21 protein-coding genes are annotated in these 23,483 nt (G+C 42.1%); 8 read left to right on the forward strand and 13 right to left on the reverse strand.

Annotated elements, in window-relative coordinates:
* The first annotated feature begins 223 nt into the window (after window positions 1-223).
* Window positions 224-367, forward strand: a complete 144-nt coding sequence (locus RCG24_RS18335; protein WP_308077678.1) for a hypothetical protein — start codon at window positions 224-226, stop codon at window positions 365-367.
* Between the two features lie 301 nt (window positions 368-668).
* Here the strand turns inward: RCG24_RS18335 and RCG24_RS18340 are convergent, their stop codons facing one another.
* Window positions 669-1,289, reverse strand: a complete 621-nt coding sequence (locus RCG24_RS18340; protein WP_308077679.1) for a GntR family transcriptional regulator — start codon at window positions 1,287-1,289, stop codon at window positions 669-671.
* A 228-nt stretch (window positions 1,290-1,517) separates the two neighbouring features.
* Between RCG24_RS18340 and RCG24_RS18345 the strand changes: the two genes are divergently transcribed.
* From RCG24_RS18345 to RCG24_RS18370, 6 genes are all read left to right on the forward strand, one after another.
* The gene (locus RCG24_RS18345; RefSeq protein WP_308077680.1) at window positions 1,518-3,149 is read left to right on the forward strand and encodes a mannitol dehydrogenase family protein; all 1,632 of its coding nucleotides are present in this window, start codon (window positions 1,518-1,520) and stop codon (window positions 3,147-3,149) included.
* A 2-nt stretch (window positions 3,150-3,151) separates the two neighbouring features.
* The gene (gene uxuA, locus RCG24_RS18350) at window positions 3,152-4,222 is read left to right on the forward strand and encodes a mannonate dehydratase (protein ID WP_308077681.1); all 1,071 of its coding nucleotides are present in this window, start codon (window positions 3,152-3,154) and stop codon (window positions 4,220-4,222) included.
* Window positions 4,223-4,236: 14 nt separating this feature from the next.
* Complete coding sequence (locus tag RCG24_RS18355) at window positions 4,237-5,259, forward strand: zinc-binding alcohol dehydrogenase family protein (protein WP_308077682.1); 1,023 nt, start codon at window positions 4,237-4,239, stop codon at window positions 5,257-5,259.
* 208 nt (window positions 5,260-5,467) lie between these two features.
* Window positions 5,468-6,829, forward strand: a complete 1,362-nt coding sequence (locus RCG24_RS18360) for an MFS transporter (RefSeq protein WP_308077683.1) — start codon at window positions 5,468-5,470, stop codon at window positions 6,827-6,829.
* Window positions 6,830-6,855: 26 nt separating this feature from the next.
* Window positions 6,856-7,503: a bifunctional 4-hydroxy-2-oxoglutarate aldolase/2-dehydro-3-deoxy-phosphogluconate aldolase gene (locus RCG24_RS18365; protein WP_308077684.1), complete on the forward strand. Its 648-nt coding sequence runs from the start codon at window positions 6,856-6,858 to the stop codon at window positions 7,501-7,503.
* Window positions 7,504-7,528: 25 nt separating this feature from the next.
* Complete coding sequence (locus RCG24_RS18370) at window positions 7,529-8,551, forward strand: sugar kinase (RefSeq protein ID WP_308077685.1); 1,023 nt, start codon at window positions 7,529-7,531, stop codon at window positions 8,549-8,551.
* Window positions 8,552-8,695: 144 nt separating this feature from the next.
* On the opposite strand, the gene RCG24_RS18375 is transcribed toward RCG24_RS18370, so the two are convergent.
* The 11 genes from RCG24_RS18375 to RCG24_RS18425 all read right to left on the reverse strand — a co-directional run bounded on the left by RCG24_RS18375 (window position 8,696) and on the right by RCG24_RS18425 (window position 20,617).
* The gene (locus RCG24_RS18375; protein ID WP_308077686.1) at window positions 8,696-9,694 is read right to left on the reverse strand and encodes an HAAS signaling domain-containing protein; all 999 of its coding nucleotides are present in this window, start codon (window positions 9,692-9,694) and stop codon (window positions 8,696-8,698) included.
* Window positions 9,681-10,028, reverse strand: coding sequence for a PadR family transcriptional regulator (locus tag RCG24_RS18380; protein ID WP_202655970.1), 348 nt, complete (start codon window positions 10,026-10,028; stop codon window positions 9,681-9,683). Before RCG24_RS18380 ends, RCG24_RS18375 begins: the two co-directional genes overlap by 14 nt.
* A 205-nt stretch (window positions 10,029-10,233) precedes the next feature.
* A complete protein-coding gene (locus RCG24_RS18385; RefSeq protein ID WP_202655969.1) occupies window positions 10,234-10,461 on the reverse strand; it encodes a hypothetical protein in 228 nt (75 codons plus the stop codon).
* The gene (locus RCG24_RS18390; RefSeq protein ID WP_308077687.1) at window positions 10,458-11,675 is read right to left on the reverse strand and encodes a Ger(x)C family spore germination protein; all 1,218 of its coding nucleotides are present in this window, start codon (window positions 11,673-11,675) and stop codon (window positions 10,458-10,460) included. Before RCG24_RS18390 ends, RCG24_RS18385 begins: the two co-directional genes overlap by 4 nt.
* A complete protein-coding gene (locus RCG24_RS18395) occupies window positions 11,672-12,778 on the reverse strand; it encodes a GerAB/ArcD/ProY family transporter (RefSeq protein ID WP_308077688.1) in 1,107 nt (368 codons plus the stop codon). Before RCG24_RS18395 ends, RCG24_RS18390 begins: the two co-directional genes overlap by 4 nt.
* An 11-nt stretch (window positions 12,779-12,789) precedes the next feature.
* Window positions 12,790-14,328, reverse strand: coding sequence for a spore germination protein (locus tag RCG24_RS18400; protein WP_374049165.1), 1,539 nt, complete (start codon window positions 14,326-14,328; stop codon window positions 12,790-12,792).
* 572 nt (window positions 14,329-14,900) lie between these two features.
* The gene (locus tag RCG24_RS18405; RefSeq protein WP_308077689.1) at window positions 14,901-15,980 is read right to left on the reverse strand and encodes a YkvI family membrane protein; all 1,080 of its coding nucleotides are present in this window, start codon (window positions 15,978-15,980) and stop codon (window positions 14,901-14,903) included.
* A 248-nt stretch (window positions 15,981-16,228) separates the two neighbouring features.
* The gene (gene menC / locus RCG24_RS18410) at window positions 16,229-17,335 is read right to left on the reverse strand and encodes an o-succinylbenzoate synthase (RefSeq protein WP_308077690.1); all 1,107 of its coding nucleotides are present in this window, start codon (window positions 17,333-17,335) and stop codon (window positions 16,229-16,231) included.
* Window positions 17,332-18,348, reverse strand: a complete 1,017-nt coding sequence (locus RCG24_RS18415; RefSeq protein WP_308077691.1) for a GNAT family N-acetyltransferase — start codon at window positions 18,346-18,348, stop codon at window positions 17,332-17,334. Before RCG24_RS18415 ends, menC begins: the two co-directional genes overlap by 4 nt.
* A complete protein-coding gene (locus RCG24_RS18420) occupies window positions 18,314-19,486 on the reverse strand; it encodes a M20 peptidase aminoacylase family protein (RefSeq protein WP_202655956.1) in 1,173 nt (390 codons plus the stop codon). The genes RCG24_RS18415 and RCG24_RS18420 overlap by 35 nt, the downstream gene beginning before the upstream one ends.
* Window positions 19,487-19,765: 279 nt before the next feature.
* On the reverse strand, window positions 19,766-20,617 hold the full coding sequence (locus RCG24_RS18425) for a MurR/RpiR family transcriptional regulator (protein WP_202655955.1): 852 nt from the start codon (window positions 20,615-20,617) through the stop codon (window positions 19,766-19,768).
* 437 nt (window positions 20,618-21,054) lie between these two features.
* On the opposite strand from RCG24_RS18425, the gene RCG24_RS18430 reads away from it, so the two are divergent.
* Window positions 21,055-22,236 carry a NupC/NupG family nucleoside CNT transporter gene (locus tag RCG24_RS18430; protein WP_308077692.1) on the forward strand — a complete coding sequence of 394 codons (1,182 nt, stop codon included), beginning with the start codon at window positions 21,055-21,057 and terminating at the stop codon, window positions 22,234-22,236.
* A 544-nt stretch (window positions 22,237-22,780) separates the two neighbouring features.
* Here the strand turns inward: RCG24_RS18430 and RCG24_RS18435 are convergent.
* Complete coding sequence (locus RCG24_RS18435) at window positions 22,781-23,299, reverse strand: glycerol-3-phosphate acyltransferase (protein WP_308077693.1); 519 nt, start codon at window positions 23,297-23,299, stop codon at window positions 22,781-22,783.
* Window positions 23,300-23,483: the final 184 nt, after the last annotated feature.

The raw sequence follows: 23,483 nt of genomic DNA on the forward strand, positions 1-23,483 counted from the left end.
ATTCCATTTAATATGCGAATTAATTCCTTTAACGGAACAAACACACATCGGCTAATTTTACCGAAAATCCAAATTAAAATTACTTTTAATAAGGATCAGGTTAAAATTTTAAATTGGCTGATGTCATGGTTGGGTCTCCTAAGGTGTTATTTACTAAGGAGCTGTTTCATAAAATGGAGCAGTTCCTTTTTATTATCCTAAAATCAAATAAATACTGTGAACATTGCTGAATTTAAAGAAAAAAGCCGATCAAGATCTCGATCGTTTTAAAGTTACCGTGATGGTTGGTGTGATGTTAATTGGCTTCGTTGCCTTGATGGCTGCGATTAAAAATATTTTTGATATTAATGCGTTGCGTATGGCTTGATAAATTTTCTAGGTGTAGGAATACTCCATTGGCAAATCATTGGTGTCTAGCACCGAGCGAACCATTTAATTCCAAGCTTTGTAAAATTATATTTGGATTTTGTAAAAAAGCTGTAGACTTTGTTAAATTATCCTTCGATTTCGTAAAAAAAGCCGTGGTTTTTGTAAATATGTGCTCGGATTTTGTAAAAATAGACGAAAAAGGCCCGCCATCTTCAGCGGGCTCAATTGGGTAACAAGAATAATTTCTGTTAATCACTTCATTTAAAAAAGTCAGGGAATTTATTTACTACTATTTCTTGCTAATCTAACATCATATGGAGATGGGCAGCCGTTAAAAAATTAGCTTCTTCGGGATCTTTATTGATCAATGCCTCTAGTAGACGATAGTGTTGGCTAATTAGTATTTTCAAATTAAGATCTTCTGTGGTGACCCGTAACCAGCGGAAGCGTTCAAGATGGATATTATGATCATCTAACCAGTTCCAAACTTCTTGCCGTCCCGCAATTTCAAAGCACGCTTTATGGAAAAGATTGTCGTTATGAAAAAATGAGCGTCGATCTTTTGCATTCACGGCTTTTTCTTGCTCTTCAATGAGTGTTTCCAAAATTTTTTGTGTTTCTCTTGTTAGTTTTGCACAGCATTCAATCATGACCTGTCTTTCTAAGTGCTCACGAACGAAACGAGCATTTTTAGCTGAAGCAAGGTCAATCAATGAAATATATGTTCCACTTTGTGGGATCGTATATACTAATTCTTGCTGTCGTAATTGGATTAATGCTTCTCGAATCGGCGTGCGTCCAATATTCAACATTTCCTCTAAACCCTTTTCAGAGATTTTTCTTCCTGGTTCTAAATCAGAATAGATTATTTTTTTACGGATTGCTTGATAAGCCTGTTTTAGTAAACTTGTTGTCAGCACTCCTTTTCCCCCTCTATCTTTCTTTGCTGTTATTATATCAAAAAATGTTATGGTATAAATCTAACATATCAGTTTTTGGCATAATTCTAAGGATATTAACCTAAATCATTATAAACCCATAGTAAAAATAGCGTTATTAGTAAACATTTTGTAATTGACACCGCTATCACATGGGTATATAATGCAATTAATCCCAAAAACTAATATATCAGTTTGGAGGTCGAAAGAGTGATTTCAATAAAAAATTGGCAAGAGTCATTAATAGAATTAAAGCAGCAAGGAATTGAAGTTCCGAATTTTGATGTAAATAAACTAAAAGAAAACGGTCAAAAGCATCCGGTTTGGCTCCATTTTGGAGGCGGAAATCTCTACCGTGGTTTTCATGCTGAAATTGCTCAACGATTAGCGAACCAAGGAGAATTGACTTCTGGTGTTGTTGTTTGTGAAACTTTCGATAATGAAGTGGTGGATCAAGCCTATCATGCCTACAACAACGACTTTTTAGAAGTAGTCATGCATGAAGACGGAACATTAGATAAACGTTTGATAGCAGTAACAGCCGACAGCTTTTACTGCAATCCGCAAAATGAGGCAAGTTTTTCACGTGTGGTCCGCTATTTTGAAGACCCAACGTTGCAATTTACGACTTTCACAATTACAGAAAAAGGTTATGGCTTAAAAGATCCGAATGGAAAATTTTTTCGAATTGTGGCTGAAGACATTCAAAATGGCCCAGAAAAAGCTCAACATACCATGAGTATCGTGGCTAGTCTACTGTACAAACGCTTTTTAGCAGGAGAGTTGCCAATTGCAATGGTCTCTACCGATAATTTTTCTCAAAATGGTAAACGCTTCCTAGACAGCGTCTTGACCATCGCAAAAGAGTGGCAAAACAACGAATTCGTCCCAGAAGCTTTCATTGCTTATTTAGAAAATGAGGAAAAAGTCAGCTTCCCATGGAGCATGATTGATCGGATCACACCAAATCCATCTCAATCGGTACAGAAAATATTAGAAGAAGACGGTTTTACCGATTTGGATATCATCCATACGCAAAAACATACCAATATTGCTCCATTCTCAAATACTGAAGTGGTTCATTACTTGGTGATTGAAGATCAGTTTCCAAATGGCCGGCCTGTGTTAGAGAAAGCCGGTGTGATTATGACTGATCGGAACACAGTCGATAAGGCTGATACGATGAAAGTTACGACTTGTTTGAACCCGTTGCATACAGCATTAGCAGTTACTGGCTGTCTACTCAATTACAAGTCTATCTCCGAAGAAATGAGTGATCAAGATTTAGTAAGCTTGATTAAAGAAATCGGCTATTACGAAGGGCTGCCAGTAGTAGAAAACCCCGGAATTATTGATCCAAAGCAATTCATTGATGAAGTCATTAAACGTCGATTGCCTAATCCTAATATTCCTGACACACCGCAACGTATCGCTAGCGATACATCACAAAAAGTGGCCATTCGTTTTGGTGAAACAATTAAAAAATATCTAGCTAAAGACAAAGATGCTGGTCAATTGACATTTATCCCAGTTGCAATTGCTGCTTGGTTACGTTATCTCCTTGCGGTAGACGATAATGGCGAAGGCTTCCAACCAAGTCCAGATCCATTACTTGAAGATCTACAAAAACAGCTTACTAGCATTGAAATCGGAGTACAAGACCAGCAAAAAATTCATGAAGCGGTGATGCCGATTTTAGCCAATGAGACGATCTTTGGATCTAATCTGTACAAGGCTGGTATAGGAGAAAAAATTGAAAAAATCTTTACTGAAATGTTGACAGGGATTGGTGCTGTTCGTAAGACATTGCATCAATATGTAACAGAATTTGGAGGAAAATAAACATGGAAATGACTTTTAGATGGTATGGTCCCAACGAAGAAAGAATTTCTCTGCAAGAGATTCGCCAAATTCCCGCAGTAAAAGGGATTGTCGGTACGTTGATGGATATCCCAGTCGGAGAAGTTTGGCCAAAAGAACGCATCAAGGCACTAAAAGAAGAGATTGAGGCAGCAGGGTTGACGTTGAAAGTCATTGAAAGTGTAAACATTCATGATGACATCAAGATTGGTTTGCCTACACGGGATAAATATATTGAAAATTATAAACAAACAATTCGAAACTTAGCTGAATTCGGAATCGAAGTCATCTGCTACAACTTTATGCCTGTATTTGACTGGGTGAAGTCTGCTTTGGATTATAAACTGCCAGATGGCTCTTTAACCTTAGCTTATATCGCTAAAGATATCCCTGAGGATCCTGAAGAAATCATCCGCAAAGTTGAAAATTCCAGCAACGATTTTTCGTTACCTGGTTGGGAACTAGAACGTTTAGCCCAAGTTAAATCCTTATTTAAAGCATATAAAAATGTCGATGAAGAGAAACTGCGTGAAAACTTTGCATACTTCTTGAAAGCGATTATCCCTACTTGTGAGGAAGTCGGCGTGAAAATGGCGGTCCATCCTGATGATCCTCCATACTCGATCTTTGGTTTACCACGAATTGTGAAAAATCGAGAAGACTTGGATTGGCTATGCAATGTCGTAGACAGCCCTTGCAACGGGATCACGTTATGTACTGGAAGTATTGCTGAAGATCCGGCCAATGATGTCTATGCTATCTTGGCTGAATTCTGTAAACGTGATCGAATTCCATTTGCTCATGTACGTAATATTAAATTCATCCAAGATAAAGACTTCTATGAAGCACCTCATAAATCAGAATATGGTTCTTTAGACTTATATAAAATCTTAAAGACTATGTATGATAACGGCTTCGACGGCTACATTCGTCCAGACCACGGACGCATGATCTGGGGTGAAACGGGCCGTCCAGGTTACGGTTTGTATGACCGTGCATTAGGTGCAAGCTATCTAAACGGTTTATGGGAAGCAATCGAAAAAAATAATTTATAGAAGGAGGTTTTAATATGTTGGCAGCAAAAGTTTACGGAAAAGAGGATTTGAGATTAGTAGAAGTAGAAAGACCCGTACTTTCAAAAGACTCGACTGAAGTAATTGTAAAAGTGAAGGCAGCAGGTATCTGTGGAAGTGACAATCATATCTATCACGGAGAAAATCCCTTTGCAACTTTACCGAGAGTTATCGGGCATGAATTTGTTGGAGAAGTGGTTGAAATAGGAAATAAAGTGTCTGGACTAAAGGTTGGCGATCACGTTGTAATCGAACCTATTACCTATTGTGGAAAGTGCTATGCATGCCGGCAAGGAATGCCTAATGTTTGTAAAGAATTAAAAGTATCGGGTGTTCATGTTGATGGCGGGATGCAGGAATATGTAAAAGTCGATGCGAAGCAAGCACACATCATTGATAAAAAAGTTCCATGGACTACAGCTGTATTGGCAGAACCTTACACGATTGCCGGAAATGCAACAATCAGAGGCAAAGTGGAATTAGGAAAAACCGTGTTGATCCAAGGAGCAGGCACCATAGGACAATTAATTTTAAGAATGGCTAAAGCTAAGGGAGCATCAGTAATGATTTCAGATATATTGGACTCCCGTTTGGAATTTGCAACATTAAATGGTGCTGACAGAGTTGTAAACGTTTTGAATGAGGATTTAGCGGAAAAACTGAACGAGTGGACAAATCATGAGGGAGCAAATGTAGTAATTGATGCCGCCTGTACAAGAAAAACATTCGAAAGCTGCTTTGCATACGCTTCAGTAGCTGGTGCGATCGTACCTTTAGGAATGTCTGCAGAGCCTTCCCAAATCGCACAGAAACCAATCATGCAAAAACAATTGACTGTCTATGGTTCCAGATTGCAAGCTTATCAGTTTGCCCCTGTTATTAAAGCGATAGAAGAAGGAATATTAGCAGATGACGGAATTGTCACACAGACATTTTCAATTAATGATATTCAAGAGGCTTTCAATTTAATTAATAAGGAACCAGAAAAAGTAAGAAAAGCTGTTATTATTTTTGAATAATCACCTGATGGGAGCATCAGTAATGATAACTGATGTCCCCTAAACCCGATTAATCACCTGGTATAGACAGAACTGTAAACGTTTTAAAAGTGAAAATAGTGAAAAGATGAGCGGACTTTTAATTAATAAAGAACCAGAAAAAGTAAGAAAAGCTGTTGTTACTTTTGATTAATCACCTGTCATGTCTGGCAGATAAGGAGAGGGCATTATGAAAAATAAAAATACTGACTATCATATTTCAACCAAAGAGTTAGTTAAAGTTACTGCAAGTGGCTGGTTGGGTACGGCTATGGAGTTTATGGATTTCCAACTGTATTCATTGGCTGCGGCTATCGTATTTAATCAGATATTTTTCCCGGAAGCCAGTCCGGCAATGGGCTTAATTATGGCAATGGGAACCTACGGCGCTGGTTATGTAGCTCGTTTAGTCGGTGCTTATATTTTTGGACGAATGGGTGATAAGATTGGAAGAAAAAATGTTCTAGTTGTCACTATTATGATGATGGGGATCGCTACCACACTAATCGGTGTGTTACCAACTTATCAACAAGTAGGTATATTAGCTCCAATTTTATTAATTGTGTTGCGAATTATTCAAGGACTAGGTGCCGGCGCTGAAATTAGCGGTGCTGGAGTAATGGTTGCTGAATTTGCGAAACCTTCAAAACGTGGGTTAGTAGGTAGTTTTGTTTGCTTAGGAACATCTTCTGGAACACTATTAGCGAATTTGGTCTGGACAATTATTTTGACAGTTCAAACAGAGCAGCAGCTTCTTGCATGGGGCTGGAGGATTCCTTTCTTCCTATCTTTATTAACAATGATCACGGCGATCATCATTCGTCTGCACATTAAGGAAAGCCCAGTTATGGAAGAAAAGAAAAAATTATTAATAGAAGAAAGGGAAAATGCAGTACATTCTGGATCCAATTTGTCTAAAAATAAAGCTAACGTAGCAAAAACTAAAAATGGCAAGAAAAACTTTTTCGTTGCTTTAGGTCTTCGCTTTGGACAAGCAGGTAATAGTGGGTTATTACAAACCTATATGGCAGGTTATATTGTAACAATTTTAGCTTTAGAAAAAACGATTGCAACAAATGCTAATATTATTTCTTCGCTAATATCCTTTATTACAATTCCAGTAGTAGGTTATATAGGTGATAAAATCGGCAGGAAAAAGATGTACATGATATTATCTATAGCAATGGCTATCTTTGCTATTCCGATGATGATGATGATAGATTCAGGTAATCCAGTAATTATTACTATCGCTTTAATACTAGGCTTGAATATTGGCGTACAAGGAATGTTCGCTCTCGAAAATGTTGTTTTGGCTGAACTATTCGGTTCCAAGCATCGAATGACTTTGATGGCTTTGGCAAAAGAAATTGCAGGATGTATTGCCACTGGATTTGGTCCTATCATTGCAGCAGCACTTGTCGCAGCCTTTACTAATAGCTGGATTCCACTTGCGATTATGATTATTGTCTTCTCTTTATCTGCCTTTATCAGCGCATATGCATCAGCTGATACTACTGGCAGGAATTTAAATGAACTTGAAGATGCGGCGTAAATTGTTAAAGAGAAAGAAGGATTTAAATGAAAAAAGTCAATATTTTAAATAGATTGGAAAAGGCCGGCGTAGTAGCAGTTATTCGCGGTGAATCAAAAGAAGAGGCATTAAAAGCAAGTCACGCTATTATTAATGGAGGAATGAAAGGGATTGAATTGACCTTTACGGTCCCTCAAGCCGATCAAGTAATTGCTGAACTTGCCAGAGAGTATGCTAACAACAAAGATATTGTGATTGGTGCAGGAACCGTGTTAGATGTAACAACAGCTCGGCTGGCCATTATGGCGGGGGCGCAATTTGTTGTCAGTCCTTGTTTTGATGAAGAAACCGCAAAACTCTGTAATCTTTATCAAATCCCTTATTTACCTGGCTGCATGACAATCACCGAGATGAAAACGGCCTTGACTTATGGGGTGGACATTATCAAATTGTTCCCGGGTAGTGCTTTTGGACCAAGTATCGTCAAAGCTTTCAAAGCCCCGATCCCTCATTTGAACATTATGCCAACCGGTGGGGTAAGCCTGGACAATATGGAAGATTGGTTCAAAGCCGGTGTTGTTTGTGTTGGCGTTGGAGGCAACTTGCTTGCACCAGCAGCAACCGGAGATTTTGAAAAAATTACTGAAGTAGCTAAACAGTATATGAAAAAATATCAAGAAATAAAGGCAAATTAGTTGTTAAAGAAGTGGAGGCAATTGAATGAAAGTCCTTACTTTTGGTGAAATGTTGCTGCGCTTGAAACCACCAGCTAATGAACGGATTTTACAAACACATACATTTGAAGCAACTTATGGAGGAGCCGAGGCTAATGTAGCGGTATCCTTAGCACTACTAGGAAATGAAGTCGCTTATTTATCGAAGTTTCCGAATAACTTGCTTGGTCAAAGTGCGGTAGGCACCTTGCGAAAATACGGTGTGGATACGAGTAAAATTTTGACGGGAGACGGTCGTCTAGGTATCTATTTCTTTGAAAAAGGGGCCAGCGTTCGTTCGACCAATGTTATCTATGATCGGGCGTACAGTGCCTTTTCACAAACGAAAGCTGCTGAATTTAACTGGGGAGAAATTTTTAAAGACGTCGATTATTTCTATTTTTCTGGTATCACTCCAACGATTTCTAAAGAGTTGAAGGATGCCGCTTTAGCGGCCTGCAAATATTGTCAGGCGCATGCAATCCCCGTAGTTTGCGATTTGAATTACCGGGGCAAAATGTGGACACCAGAAGAAGCCCAAACTGTTATGGGTGAGATCATGGAGTATGTCACCGTTTGTATCGCCCATGATGAAGATTTTGAAGCAACGCTAGGGATCAAAGCCTTTGATGGAGATGACTCCCGTGGAATAGAACAAAAAGAATCTTTCAAAACGGCGATGAAAAAAGTCCAAGAGCGTTATCCAAACTGCAGAATGATTGCCAGCATTTTACGCAACATCTATTCAGTAGAAGACAGTGAATGGACTGCCCTATTACTAACGGACGATGTCTTTTACGAAACCACCACCTACAAGATGCATGTAATGGAAGGTGTAGCTGCTGGAGATGCCTTTGGTGCTGGATTAATGCACGGACTATTACATGACTACACCCCAACTGAACTCGTACAGTTTGGTTTGGCAGCCAGTGTGCTAAAACTAACTGTCTCTGGGGATCTTAACTTAGTTTCAGAAGTAGAGATCAAAAACTTGATAAAAAGTAATAACGGTGCGCGACTGGCTAGATAAATGGCTTAATTTAATCTAAATTTAAAGCTTGTGGGTTTAAACTGATTACCCACAAGCTTTATTTGTGACAGCTGCTGCCTTGCTCTTCATATGAAAAAATATCCGCCCCCCTCACATTAAAACAGGCTATGGTCAAAATTCAACTTAACGGGTCCCAGCCTTGCGAAACCCATCAATGACATTGAACGCCGCAAATACAGTAAAGATGGAAATTATACCGCCAACGATCCACATTTTTAACTGACTGGCAGTAATAGAAAATAGATTGGTCAGATACGTAATAAAATCGTAGTTTAATAGATTGGGATGAACTAGTATCACAATGAATACGAGGGTTCCTAATACTTCAACAACAGAATGGCAGATGGCAACGTTTTTCGTCCATTGTCTTGCGGTTAATTTATATAGGGCCAAGGCAATCTCCAAACCGATGACCAACACAACGATTGGCCAATATTGGAGTAAAACATTTTGATTGAAAGCAGGAGTCACGAATTCAATTCCATTGTTGCCGCCTTGATAAACACCGACAAGCTGATTGGCATAAAAATAAAGTGTTGCCCAAATCGCGGTCCACATTAAACTTCCAAACACTTCAGTCTTTGAAATGGCTTTTTTCCTGGGGATATTAGGGATTTTTTTTAAATCATCAGGGGTCCATTTTTTAAGGCAGGCTGCCAGCGGTTTGTTATCTTTTCGATTATCCATTCTTTCGATCATCGCAAACACAATTGTCAGCCAAAAGAATGTCTGGATTCCCACTTCTATGATTCTCGCAATCCCTTTGCCTATTAGACTTATAATAATACCGATGACAGTTTGGTCACCGCTATACCCGATAAAATATTCCGCCAGCATCGTGATCAACGAAATAACCGCTGCAATCGGCAAAATCATTTTTAGAAGTGTCAGATAGACATCAAAATAGCGCGGACCAATTAAGTGCCTTGGCCGATCCTGATAATTGCCGGCCAACGTAACGGGGTCCCCCAACTTTTCAAGAACCGCCTTTGCCTCATCTTCGCTGTAATCAGCTGGCAGCATATCCTCAATCGTTGACCGTAACTCTAGGGCAATATCCTCCCGATTTTTTTCTGGAAGCCTTCGAGTCACTTCCTGGATATAAATCTCAATTAGGTTCATCTTCTTCCTCTCCCTTTAATAGGCTATATAGCTGTTGCGAGTTCTTCAGCCACTCCTTTTTTAATTGTAAAAAAATCTCTACCCCATAATCGCTTAAAACATAGTACTTGCGGGGTCTGCTCTCGGATGTATCCCAGCTGCTCGTCACCAGCTCCTGTTTTTCTAAACGGCGAAGCAGTGGATACAGGGTGCTTTGATCGATGGTAATTCCCGATCCCTCCAATAACTGAACAAGTGAATAGCCGTATTGTGGGGTCCGCAACTGACTTAATACCGCTAATGTCAATGTTCCTCTCCTAAGCTCGGTTGTTAATGACTGCAATAATTGACTCATTCCCCCACCTCATTTCCATTACTGTAGATGATACAGTATTTGCTATATACTATGCATCGTACACTATTATTGTGCCGAAAACAATGAAAAACTAAAAAAGAACCAACAAATTAGACCTCGTCTAAAGTGTTGGCTCCTTTTTTCAGGGCTGATTGATTTTATACAAACTATTGGAATTTTACCGGAACCCACTGGACCCTGTCACTCATTTCTCCAGCAGTTTCCCCAAAGGTTTAAAGATTCCGTCCATCAGCTCTGTCGGACCAGGCGGATTAGGAAAGAAAACAAGCATGCTTCCAAGGAACCAGCCGATTACAGATAGCGAAAGGAAAATAATTTTTTCCTTTTTCGATCCCCGCCCAAGCTTCGGCCATTCAAATAATGCCATGCAAACGAAAATGAACGTAATCCCTAGTACCGCAGCCCACTTCATTCCGTTTTCACCTCTTGTTTCGGATAAGCACCAGGTTCGGTGACGATTCCCGGTCTGCGGATTTTCGCTGTTGTCTCAAGCGTTACTTCAACCGTTGGAAAAATATCATCCCAATTCTGTTTGTATTTTTTCCAGACATTGGGGTAAGCACGGTGGAAGGCTTCGGCAAAGCCAAAAATATCGGCATTCATCTCGTGCTGAACCTGCTTTAAAGCTTCCTTCACTTTATTATCAATATCTGCCTTTAAGTCTTGTTCCAGCCTGTGAATCGTTTGCGGATTTCCAGTATTAAGGGTTGTCCCATTTTGAATAAGGTCATCTTCTGTTTTGGCTTGCATGGTGATTTTCCATTTTCCATTTTCAATTTTAGGAATCAGCCTAGAGTAGGCCCGCAGCAGTTGCATTGAAACGTATCCTTCCGTATTGTCCGGCTTTACCGTTACAACGGCTAATTCGATTTCATTTCTCAGCCATAGTAATCCCCTTGTTGTCGAGGCATCGATCGAACCAATCATTTTTCCATTTTTCAAAACGGCTGTTCCAATAATATCGGCGATCGTTTGCTTTTTATCTTGACTTTCCGGCGGAGATAATATATCGATGTAAGGCAAAGCGGCGGTTCCACTTTCCCCGATGAGCATTTCCGCGAGATCTTTCAACGTGATATCCACGCCAATCTTTAAGCCTGCCAAATTCCGCAAGACTTCTGCCAAATCCCGCTCTAATGGTGGATTAAGGCTAAATATGTTTTTCACCTTTTGTTTGCTGATAAATATGTGAGAACGTTCACGTGTTTGTGGATGGCGCATGATAAAATCGATGGTAGGGCGAAGATCTTCGTCTCTGGCCAACTCCTCATCGATCACAAACACCTCATTATGCCCCCAAAATAAATGACGGGGGAATTCCTGTTGTAGCATCGAGATCGCCTCCGCAATCGAGATGCCTTCAGCTGAACGGACTAATACTTGCTGACCTTGACCGCCGTTGCCGCCGCCCATTTCTTCTCCCACACCGGCGTTTTTCGGAATATAGACAATCACACTTAATTCAATCGTCGATTCTGTTTTTTTATCAATGCCAGCCGCCGTAATAATCGCCATATCATTCAATTCTTTTCTGTCCCAGCAGCCTGTAAGAAGGGTAACAGGCAGGAGAAGGGAAGAGATTTGCAGCAAGATATTTAATTTTGTAAAAAAAGTAATCGCTCTCATTGGCCTCTATCCTTTTTCTGTTGAAACTTCTGTTGGATCCAAGCGATGCATAGCAGTACAACCGGAATCCCCAGCTGGAGCGTTAACATATAAAAAGCCCCCGATGTTCCTAGAAAGTGCGCTAATGATTGCAGATTGGGAGCTGCCCAATGGCCGAGCACCAGTATAAGAAACCCGATTGGCAAAACAATCGGGCGATAATCAGATAGGCTGAGCCACTGAGCCATCCCAAGAACAGTGCTGTAATAAAACATGGAAATTTTTATAAAAGTTCCGGACACCCAAATGGCCATAACGATGGCTTCAAGATGCTCCAAAAAGTCAGCAATACTGATGTAGCGGACGGCAACCATGACCGGATAGGTATCCTTTATGGTCAGCTTGCCTAGAAGCATATAGGTGGACAGGTTCGTTATGACTAACAGGAACATGACACTTAGAACGGAAAGCACGCCCCATTTCATCGCTTTTCCGGAATCTTTTAATAACGGTAGGACAAACGCCATCAGGATGAACTCACTGAACCAGGCTGAGGGGACAATCGAGCCCATGAAAGAGGGCATGATTCCATTCTCCATTACGGGTAATAATTTTTTCGGATCAAGATCTTTGACGAGTAATAAGGTCATAACTAAAAAAAGCAAACTTACGACCGGTACGATTATTTGTGAAGATCTACCGATTGCCTCAATTCCGCCGTAAACGGCAAGGGCGCAAACAAGGAGCATCGAACCCATCACCACATTCATCGGTGTGGTGTTAAGAAAAGTGCCAACGACAAACTCACCGTATTCCCGGACGATAATCCCATTCAGGTGGAGAAAATAAAGCAAGAAGATCAGCCCCAAAATTTTTCCTGCTATTTTCCCCAGGATTTGCTCGCTATATTGAATAAGACTTTTTTCAGGATAGAATTTATTTAATTTACAGGAGATATAGACCGTTAACAAGCCGCTAATAGCTGCCCAAATCGGTGATAGCCACAAATCTTGTTCAGCGTGTTTGGCTGTAATCGCCGGAACTAATAATAAGGCTGTCGCAAAAATGGTCGGATTCATCATCAGCGCCAGCTGAAAGGCAGATATTTTCCCTTTTTCAATCATTGTGATAACACCTACTCCGTACCTTTGGATGGGTCTGGTTTTTGCCCCGGTGGCTGCCGATTTTGATTGTAATCCCCTGTTAAACGGGGCCGTTTGCGCAGTGCCCACCACGGCGCCCGGAACATGACATCCTTCATTTCGCTCGCTCTCATTGGACCCATTGGCGATAAATAAGGCAAGCCAAAGGAGCGCACGGTGCTTAAATGGACAATAATGGCAATCAGTCCAAGCATAATTCCCAGCAGTCCTAACGTCCCCGCCAGGAGCATGATCGGAAAACGCAGCATTCGGATGGCGATAGCGGCGTTGTAGCGTGGTATTGTGAACGAAGCAATTCCCGTAATCGCCACAACCATAACCATGGGCGCGGAAACAAGGCCTGCGGATACGGCCGCTTGCCCGATGACAAGTGCCCCGACGATGCTGACAGCAGAACCAACTTGCTTAGGAAGCCGGATTCCCGCTTCCCGTAATGCTTCGAAGGTGATTTCCATAATCAATGCCTCGACCAACGCGGGAAAGGGAATCAGTTCCCTTGACTTGGCAAAACTGAGCAGAAGAGTGGTGGGCACCATCTCTTGATGATAGGTAAGGACGGCTACATACCCAGAGGGCAGCAACAAGGCCATCACGAGAAATCCATAACGCAGCCAACGAATTAATGTGCCAATCATGAACCGTTGATAATAATCCTCGGAGGCTTGAAGCAGCGAATAGAGTGATGTCGGAACAATGATGACAAAAGGCGTTCCGTCTACCAATATCACAATCCGTCCTTCCAGGAGATTAGCCGCAGCCACATCCGGACGTTCGGTGTTCAATATTTGCGGAAAAGGGGAGTATGGATGGTCTTCAATGAATTCTTCGATATACCCGCTTTCCAAGATGCCATCAATCTGAATCCGTTGCAAGCGACTCTTAGCTTCCTCTACCAGGGTGGTATCTGCCAGCCCGTCCATATAGGCGACGATTACTTTCGTCTGTGTTTGCCGTCCAATGTTCATCGAAATCATTTTAAGCTGGGGACTTTTAATTCTCCTTCGTAAAAGCGAAGTATTGACAGCAATCGTTTCCGTAAAACCTTCCCGTGAGCCGCGAACGACTGATTCAGACAACGGTTCTTCAATCGCTCGTTTTTCCCATTTGGACAAACCGACAGAAATGGCTATGGAATATTGATCTACAAGGATGACAGGGTTGCCCGTTGAGATTTGTTCCGCTACTTCAGCAAACGTCTTGTTTTCTTTTATACTGGAAACGGTTATGCTTTGTTCCATGATTGCATGCAAATTTTCTAACTCGGCGGGTGTTTGCTGCATGAGTGGTGACAGGACGCTTTTATCCATTTCTTCAATATTAGACATGCCTTCAATATAGATCAGGAGAGCTTTCATTTTACCGGCAATGGAAAAATGACGATACACCACATCTGCACAATTGTGGTAAACCGATTGAAAGAACTGCTCATTTGTTTGTAAATTCGCGCTAAGTGAATCCTGCAATGAAAGAGACGATGGATTCGTCCCCGGCTTTTGAATGGGCTCCTTCAATCCGGTTAATTTTCTTTTTTTCAATCTTTTAAACAAACCCAACTACATCACCCCAATTCATTGCATCCTTGAACTTGTCACGATCTTCATAACATTGCCCTTTGTTAGCTAACAGGAAAGTATAACTATTTTCATTCTTTGTGGTGCAACGCTGATTTTGCGCTGCATGGTGGACTAACAGGAAAGTCTAAGTTTTTTACTCAAATTTAGACTTTCCTGACGCATAAATTCAACTGTGCCTCATAAACCGGTCTTAAGGACTCGCCAATCGGCGAATTTTCATTAATCTGCGATTTGGAATGTGATACGGGAGAATATCGGCAAACACCCCGGCAAGTCGACCACACCCCAGTATTTACATTATTCCTCTCATTTAAACCATTATCGGCAAATGGGGAATGTGGTGAATGAATGGGCGTGGCAGAAATGCGTGAGGCTGTGGTGGGAAAGTCAAAAGCATTTTTTTAACAAAAAACTCCCCAAAAACAGCGGTGTGCCCGTGTTCTTGAGGAGTTTTTTATTTTTTTTACGTAGGTATCCATTTCATCGGTTTTGACCGAGAACTTTCTACACTAAACTGCGATTTCTCCCTCTTGCTTTTCTGCTTTTTCTTTCCGTGAACGAGCCCAGGACACGATAATCGCGGCCATAATGGTAAAGCCGAGGTATCCCATGACAGGATAAACAGTTCCGACCAGCTTGATAAAGCCGATAAAGCTGGAAGCGAAGGCTAGGATGCCAAACCCGACAACAGCCGGTTTAAATTTGGAATTGCCCGGCTTTACGATGCGGGCGGCAAAGGCGTAAAGCATGCCAACCGCTGTATTATAAATCATTCCGAGCAAGGCAATCGACATTAGTGCTCCAAGCACAGGATGGAGCTGGTTAGCAAGAAGTAATGTTGGCATGTCTACTCCTTGTAACGTATCCAGCTTGGCAAACATGCCAATGTTAATGAGTAAAATTAACAGTCCAAGCCCAAGACCGCCTAAAATTCCGCCACGACCAGCGACCTTTGCATCTTTTGTTGTTCCTCCCATCACCGCAAGCATCGCTGCTCCCGCGGCTATATTATAAGAAACATAAAGAAGTCCGCCGAGCAGCCAGTTTGATGCTGCTGCCGGTTGTTTTTTGGCAACGGCTTCAAGTGCAGTAAAGCTTTGATCCATCGTTAATAAGGAATAGCCAGTAATAATGAGGACCAGCACCATTAAATATGGCGTAATCCAACTGATGACGGACAGTAATTTTTGAACATTTAGGCAAACGGTTAAAATGGTGAGGACCGCCATAACGACATTTCCGACCATTGCCGGCAACCCAAATTGCTGTTCAAAAATCGAGCCGCTTCCGGCCATCATGACAACCGTCACGCCGAATAAGAAGAAAGTAATAATGATATCCACAACCACTCCCAGATAACGGCCGCAAATATGATAAATGACCGCTTTATGAGAATCGGTTTGCAGTTTTGATCCAAGCTGTGTTAATTGCATGCCCAAGAAGGCAAAGAAAAAGGTTGCAATCACACCACCGATGATTCCCAGTAAACCAAAGCTGGTGAAAAATTGTAGTATTTCCTGACCGGATGCAAAACCGGCCCCGACGATAATGCCGATATAAGCCCCGGCAATTTGTAAGCTTTTCCTCATGATAAAACCTCCAACCTATTCGTTAAATTATTTAAATATTAAGACAATTTATGGCGTGAGAGGGGAAGACCTCTCTTACGGAAAAAATGAAAATCGCTAATAAAAGCTTTAGAATCGCTAATATATCGCTCGAATTCGCTAATAAAAGATCTAAATTCGCTAATATACCGTTCAAAACCGCTAATAAACGGTTTAAAACTGCTAGCTCAAACTAATAAATAGCCCTAATCCGCCATATACAGTGATTTTTAAGAAAACGTCTGCTCGCGAACGGTAAAGCGGTCAACCGTATTTAAGTCAACGCTGTAGCCGATTCCCGGTGCTGTTGGGACGGTGATCAGGCCATCATGGACGGTTACCTCCGGTTCGATGATATCCTTTTCCCAATAGCGTGAGGAAGCTGCGGTATCTCCCGGCATTGTGAAGTTAGCCAATGTTGTTAAAGCAATATTATGGGCTCTCCCGACACCTGCCTCCAGCATGCCGCCGCACCATACCGGGAGCCCGCGTTCCATGCAGAGGTCATGGATTCGTTTGGACTCCGTTAAGCCACCGACCCGGCCAATTTTAATATTAATAATTTTGCAGCTTCCAAGACTGATAGCCTTCCGCGCGTCTTCTACCGAATGGATGCTTTCATCAAGGCAAATCGGTGTGGCCAGCTGTTTTTGCACAACGGCGTGATCAACGATGTCATCGGAGGCGAGCGGCTGCTCAATCATCATTAAATCGAACTCATCCAGCTGTTTTAACAGCTCAATATCATGAAGGCGATAAGCAGAATTGGCATCGGCCATCAATTGAATCGTCGGAAATGATTTGCGAATTTCGCGGATGACGTCAACATCCCAGCCCGGCTTGATTTTTACTTTAATCCGGCGATATCCTTGTGTCACAGATTGGTCGATAATTGTTAGCAGTTCATCGACAGTTTTTTGAATCCCGATGCTGATTCCGACTTCGATTTCTTTTTTCTCACCGCCAAGAGCGGTTGCCAGCGGAAGATTCTCGCGCTTGGCATACAGGTCCCAAATCGCCCCTTCAATCGAAGCCTTGGCCATATTGTTTTTGCGAATCGGTTCAAATAAAGCGGAAACCTCATCCGGATGGGTGATTTCCTTATCCAGCACGAGTGGAATGAGGAAATCCTCAAGGATGTGCCAGTTTGTCTTTAATGTTTCTTCATTATAAAGCGGTGACATAAAGGCGACGGATTCGCCCCAGCCGGACCTGCCGTTTTCATCCTTCACTTCCACAAGGATAAATTCCTTATCAAGGAAAGTGCCGAAGCTTGTGGTAAACGGAAATTTCAGTTTCATTTTTAAGTGGCGCAGTGTGACATTTTTGATGTTCATTTTGTATCCTCGCTTTCTAATCGAAGTGTAGTGCGTTTTTTCAAGACATAATAATGGACTGGTTCATCACTCATTTTTATGAGCTTCACTGCAGTAAACCCTTGGGTAAACAGCGCTTGAAAAATATGCCTTGTTTTTATGCGCCAATCCAACGCCAGCTCAAAGTGCTCTTTTTTGAGCTGCTGAAAATACCTTGGGATTGGAACGAGCACCGCTTCTTGGTCGTTAAAAAATGAAGCATCCACTTCGAACGGTGTTGGCTCTCCATCTACAGTCAACTCGTACGGAATACGTTTGTAAGCGGTCCAATCATCCGTATCATTTTCATTGATGTGTGGGCTTTGAATCCACCATTCCACCTGAAAACGGTCGGAGGCGAGTCCCCGGTTAAGCGGGTTTTCCATGTCGCCATAACAGTTTTCAATATAAGTGCTGCAAATTGCTTTTAATTTTGTCAAATTTAAAAAGGCATTTGCGCTTTCAAGCGGATCATAAGTCCAGGTGACCATCTTATATCCTTTTTCAATTGCGGCCTGTCTTTGCGCTTCTTTTAACATTGCGCCAATGCCATGGCTGCGAAAGTCTTCGAGAATTCCCAGCATATGGGAGCAAAGATAGGATTGGCCGTTGTGAAAACCGGCAAACCCGTAGCTGAAGCCGACCATGTTTTCTCCATGAAAGGCACCAATCATAATGCCACCGTTTTTCACCGCAGTCAGTGTGTGGTGAATCGGGATCGGCTTCATGTTCCAAATCGCTTTTTCGAGCTGTTGTACCCGTTCCAGCTCGCTAATCGTAACAAGTTGTCGTACTTCAATTGCTTCCTGTAGGTTATTTTTCTCCAGTTTTGGCTCAACTGCTGTTGGGCCCTCTGATGCTTCCGGCATGTTGAATTCCTCCCGTTCAGGTTTAAATATGGGTGGTGTTGGCTCTTCCGTTGGAGCTTGCATATGGTGTTCCGTCAGTCTAGGCCTAGAGTCAGCTTGGATTGGCCTTCCGATTGCTTCCGTCATGCTGCGTTCCTCCCTCAAGAAACTCAAAGGTATTTAGGATGGTTTTCGTTAAAATTTCAATTCCATCAAAGATGGCGTCGCGGTTGAAAGTCATATCGGGATGGTGTAATCCCGGCTTGAGATCACAGCCAAGGCCTAACATCGTCGCTTTTAGCTGTGGTCGTTTCAACGTGTAAAAGTGAAAATCCTCACCGCCGCTGGTTGGTGCGGGTTCCACGAGATGCTCTGCCCCAAGTGTATCGGTTATCGCTTTAGCCATCAGTTCTCGTGCCTTAGGATGAACGGTCGCTCCGACCACTTCTGCTTTCGTCTCCAAGGGAATTTCCACCTCGTACATTTCAGCAAGTGCTTTTGTGATAGTTATCACTTTTTTTGTGATAAATTCCATCGCATCGTTCGTCTGGGCCCTAAGGTCAAGATGGAACGAGGCATGTCCGGGGATCAGGTTGCTGCTTTCTCCGCCCGCATGGAACTTAGTCATTTTCACCGAATAAGGAATCATCGGGTCGAGATGAATTTTGCTTAGCTCCTGAACAAGCGAGGCGCCAATTTCGATCGCATTTTTTCCTAAATGTGGCCGAGCCCCGTGGGCATCCTCACCGATAATTTCACCGGCGATAAATTTTGCCGCACCATGCAGAATCGCAGGAGCCGCCTCTCCGGCTTGGAGCTCTTGAATGGGGCGCAGATGGACGCCATATAAAAAGTCGAGGTCATCAATGACGCCTTTTTCTACCATTTTAAGGGCTCCGGTTCCTTTTTCTTCGGCTGGCTGGAAGATAAATTTCAGTTTGCCGCTAGGTTGATAGTTTAGTTTTTTCAAAAGCAAGAGAACGCCCAGGGTCATTGTCATATGAGCATCATGACCGCAGGAGTGATTAGCTTGAAACGTTCCGCCGACCTCTTGCCAGAGAGAGTCGATATCGCTCCGAAGTCCAACGGTGTAAGGCCCGTCGCCATATTCCACGACAAGCCCGGTACAATCGCAAAAGGTTCGTACCTGAAATCCCTCCGCCTCGAGCAGCTTGGAAAGATAAGCCGTCGTCTCAGTCTCCTGCCAACTTACCTCCGGATGCTGATGTAAATGATCAAATATCTCACAAAGCCTCGGCTTCAATTCCGCTAACAGCGTCTTCATAGTTTCCTCCTTTTGGAATATGGTGTCAGGCACCGCTCGTGGACATTTGTCCGCGCAGGGTGGACAATTTGCTTCTAAAACGCGGCCCACTGTTGTGACAGGATTACCTTTCAGATACTCCGTAAATTTGAGCTCGTGGGCATTTTCCTATGTTGCCTAAATTCAACTCCGCCTCATGAACCGTCCTTAAGGACTTGCCAGTTGGCAAGTTTTCATTTCGGGGACGCTGTTTGTCGCTTCCCTATACCGTTGCCATTTTTTGGAAGTCTCTGCTGTAACCTATTCCTCGTAGAACAGATGCCTGATGTCCAGTGATTCGTATTGTTGTTTTCGGTTTTCAAACCGTTGTTTGTCTTGGACGGATACTTTCGCCACGATGGCGTTTAACAATGAGAACAGTGACGGTGTTGTATCAAGGGTTGACTTGCCGGAGGGGGCGATGGTCAGCAACACATCGGCAAATTTATGGATCGGCGCCAATGGTGAATCGGTAATCCCAATGACCGTCGCTCCCCGCTGTTTGGCAAGTTTGGCCATATTAATAGTTTCTCTGAGATAGCGGTGGAATGATATTGCTACCAAGACGGAGTCTGCATTTAACCGATCCAACGCAGCCCCCAGTCCGTCAGTATCTGATTTATATAAGAAAACATTTTCCCGCATCAGCCCTAATGTGAAAGACAACCAATGAGCTGCAGCAAACGATGAACGCAAACCGGAAATCAGAATTTGTTCGCCGAAAATAAGATGGTCAACGGCTTGCTGGACATCCTTTTCATTCATTTGTGCTGCCGTTCGTTTGATGTTTTGGCAATCTTGCTCCATCACATGTGCAAAAAAATGCGGTTCGTTCAACAGTTCAAGCTTGTTCGAATAATATTGGTCCAAGCTGCTTTTTTGCATCAGCAATGCTTCGCGAACCTTCTTTTGCAATTCCGAAAATCCGTTATAGTCCAAGGAATAACAAAAACGGATGACAGTTGTTTCGCTCACGCCAACTTCCTTGCCAATTTGATCCGCTGACTTGATCGCGAACTGGTGGGGCTCATCCAGCAGGAACTTAGCAATTTTCTTTTGACTTTTGGAAAACTCTGGAAACTTCTCTTTGATGCTTCGCTGAAAGTCGGTCATGATCAACACCTTTTCTAAAAAAATAATGAAGCTTGTCATTCATTTATTACGAATAATGAAGTATACACTTCATTTTTATATATTATAAAAAGTACCATCATTCTGAAAACTCCGCAATATAAAAGACTGAAGTTTTTGAAAAATAATTTAACGGACCTTTGCCATCTGAATCCGCTGTTTTTAAAAAGGCCTCAAGGTCGGAAATGTTTTGTCAGCGGAAGACAGCATCGAACTGGTCAAAAAATGAGGCAGGCCCGCTTTGTTAAAAGCGAAGCCTTAGTAAATAGTAACAGATAAAATTGGGGATAATTTTAGCAGTAAATGAAAACGTAATCATCATGAGGTCTTCCTGCCCGTTAAAGCAGGATAAATTTTTTACACCTAGCGGAAGAAAGGCAACAGCATCAGATATTTTTACATCTTTGGAGGACAACAACATGAAATACATCATTGCCATCATTGGTTTACTGGTTGTTTTTGGCTTAGCTTACATCGTCAGTAATAATCGAAAAAATATCCGGATCAAGCCAATTATTACTATGATCATTATTCAATTGATATTATCTGCTTTATTATTAAATACAACGGCCGGTTTGGAATTAATCAAGGTGTTTGCTGGCGCTTTCGGTAAACTATTGGAATATGCTGGCGCCGGGGTATCATTCGTGTTCGGCGGCATTGCCAATAAAGGAGAATCTCCATTCTTCCTGAACGTCCTGTTGCCAATTGTGTTTATTTCCGTGTTAATTGGAATCTTCCAGTACCTGAAACTTCTCCCGTTGATTATGAAGGTCATTGGCATCCTGCTTAGCAAAGTGAACGGCATGGGGAAATTGGAATCATACAATGCTGTGGCATCCGCGATGATTGGTCAATCTGAAGTGTTTATCACCGTGAAAAAACAGCTTGGCTTACTGCCGGCTAATCGTTTGTACACTCTTTGTGCTTCGGCCATGTCCACGGTTTCGATGTCGATTGTCGGGGCGTATATGACAATGATTGAACCAAGATATGTCGTCACGGCGCTAGTGCTCAACTTATTTGGCGGATTTATCATTGCCTCGATTATTAACCCTTATACGGTAAAACCAGAAGAGGACCTTTTGGAAATTCAGGATTTGGAAAAACAAAGCTTTTTTGAAATGTTAGGAGAATACATTTTGGACGGTTTTAAAGTTGCCGTGATTGTCGGTGCGATGTTAATAGGCTTCGTTGCCTTGATGGCGGCGATTAATAATATTTTTGAGATGATTTTCGGCATTTCTTTCCAAGAAATTTTAGGCTATATTTTTGCCCCAATTGCCCTCATGATGGGCGTTCCTCTTTCGGAAGTGGTAAAAGCGGGTGGGATTATGGCCACCAAGCTGGTGACAAATGAGTTTGTCGCGATGATGGACCTGGACAAAGTGGCGAACACATTAAGCCCGCGGACATTGGGGATTATCTCCGTCTTCCTCGTCTCGTTTGCCAACTTCTCTTCGATCGGGATTATTGCCGGTGCTGTTAAGAGTCTTAACGAGAAAAAAGGAAATGTGGTCGCCAAATTTGGTTTAAAACTGTTATATGGTGCGACATTGGTAAGTGTCTTATCAGCTGTCATCGTAAGCGTTGTTTTATAATGCGTATGGCTTGATAAATTATGGAAAGACAATTTGTAAAGGTAAAAAACTGCTTTTCCTTATTTTAACGAGGGAAAAAAGAAATTCGTAAAAATGGGCTAGGATTTTGAAATAAGGACCACGATTTGCAGAGTTGCACCATTTAATTCCAAGTTTTGTATAATTGAATTGAGATTTTGAAAAATTGCCCAGGGGTTTTGTTAAATTATGCTAGGATTTTGTAAAAAAAGAATGCAAGTTGCAGAGTTAAACCATTTAATTCCAAGTTTTGTATAATTGAATTGAGATTTTGAAAAATTGCCCAGGAGTTTTGTTAAATTATGCTAGGATTTTGTAAAAAAAGAATGCAAGTTGCAGAGGGGAATCACTCAATTTCTAAGTTTTGTAAGTAAGGTTGAGAATTTGTAAGATAAAAGAAGGGGACGTATCTTCTGCTTCAGTTTGTGGATGAATGAAGCCAGAGAAGCGTCCCCACGCTTATTGCACTGACTTAAGTTCCAGCTGTCCACGATCAGTGTTTGACACCACGACCATCTCCAGCAGATCAAGCAATTTTTCCAAAACAGCACAAGGATAATGAAATAACGCAACTTAGCCAATTTCCGCTTTTTATCATGATGGTTGCAGGGGTGGCGAGAAATGCCCCCAAACCTGATAAGGTAAAGCTTTTGGTGAATGGGTAGAGGACGAGAAAGCTAATGATAATGACGAAAGCAAGCCACGGCTCAAGGGCGAGCATCCCGCCGATAAAGGTCGAAACGCCTTTGTCGCCTTTGAATTTCAACGTAATCGGTTTGATGTGGCCAATAATTGCAAACCCAAGACCGAGCAGCAGCAGAGGTTCGGCATAGTTGAGATAGCGCCCGAGGAGAATAACGGAAGCACCTTTCAGGGCATCTCCGAGAAAAATTGCCGCAAACGCAGACGCCCCCCGCAGACGCCCCCCATTCCGTGCCCCCACATTCCCGCTTCCAACCGAACGAATATCCTCCCGATAAACCAACCTCATTACCCAATAACCAAACATTACACAACCAATCAAATATGAAAAAATAAAATACAACTTATTCCCTCCCTGTCAGACAACATAAGTGGACATGTTGGCGGTATTGTCCACATGGGGTGGACATTTAAGTTGTTGGTATTTTATAACATCCCTACCTTTATTTTGCGGTTAAATGGTGAGGATTTCAAATGATTTTTTTGGCTGGGGGGTCATATTTTGATCTTTCTGGTCAAAAGATTGA

The sequence above is a fragment of the Neobacillus sp. OS1-32 genome, assembly GCF_030915425.1.
Taxonomy (GTDB): Bacteria; Bacillota; Bacilli; order Bacillales; family Cytobacillaceae; genus Neobacillus; species Neobacillus paridis.

Bases quoted from the DNA above. Each gene is read 5' to 3' on its own strand.
- uxuA (WP_308077681.1), top strand. From the start codon at position 3,152: ATGGAAATGACTTTTAGATGGTATGGTCCCAACGAAGAAAGAATTTCT.
- RCG24_RS18355 (WP_308077682.1), top strand. From the start codon at position 4,237: ATGTTGGCAGCAAAAGTTTACGGAAAAGAGGATTTGAGATTAGTAGAA.
- RCG24_RS18360 (WP_308077683.1), top strand. From the start codon at position 5,468: ATGAAAAATAAAAATACTGACTATCATATTTCAACCAAAGAGTTAGTT.
- RCG24_RS18365 (WP_308077684.1), top strand. From the start codon at position 6,856: ATGAAAAAAGTCAATATTTTAAATAGATTGGAAAAGGCCGGCGTAGTA.
- RCG24_RS18370 (WP_308077685.1), top strand. From the start codon at position 7,529: ATGAAAGTCCTTACTTTTGGTGAAATGTTGCTGCGCTTGAAACCACCA.
- RCG24_RS18375 (WP_308077686.1), bottom strand. From the start codon at position 9,694: ATGAACCTAATTGAGATTTATATCCAGGAAGTGACTCGAAGGCTTCCA.
- RCG24_RS18380 (WP_202655970.1), bottom strand. From the start codon at position 10,028: ATGAGTCAATTATTGCAGTCATTAACAACCGAGCTTAGGAGAGGAACA.
- RCG24_RS18385 (WP_202655969.1), bottom strand. From the start codon at position 10,461: ATGAAGTGGGCTGCGGTACTAGGGATTACGTTCATTTTCGTTTGCATG.
- RCG24_RS18390 (WP_308077687.1), bottom strand. From the start codon at position 11,675: ATGAGAGCGATTACTTTTTTTACAAAATTAAATATCTTGCTGCAAATC.
- RCG24_RS18395 (WP_308077688.1), bottom strand. From the start codon at position 12,778: ATGATTGAAAAAGGGAAAATATCTGCCTTTCAGCTGGCGCTGATGATG.
- RCG24_RS18405 (WP_308077689.1), bottom strand. From the start codon at position 15,980: ATGAGGAAAAGCTTACAAATTGCCGGGGCTTATATCGGCATTATCGTC.
- menC (WP_308077690.1), bottom strand. From the start codon at position 17,335: ATGAACATCAAAAATGTCACACTGCGCCACTTAAAAATGAAACTGAAA.
- RCG24_RS18415 (WP_308077691.1), bottom strand. From the start codon at position 18,348: ATGACGGAAGCAATCGGAAGGCCAATCCAAGCTGACTCTAGGCCTAGA.
- RCG24_RS18420 (WP_202655956.1), bottom strand. From the start codon at position 19,486: ATGAAGACGCTGTTAGCGGAATTGAAGCCGAGGCTTTGTGAGATATTT.
- RCG24_RS18425 (WP_202655955.1), bottom strand. From the start codon at position 20,617: ATGACCGACTTTCAGCGAAGCATCAAAGAGAAGTTTCCAGAGTTTTCC.
- RCG24_RS18430 (WP_308077692.1), top strand. From the start codon at position 21,055: ATGAAATACATCATTGCCATCATTGGTTTACTGGTTGTTTTTGGCTTA.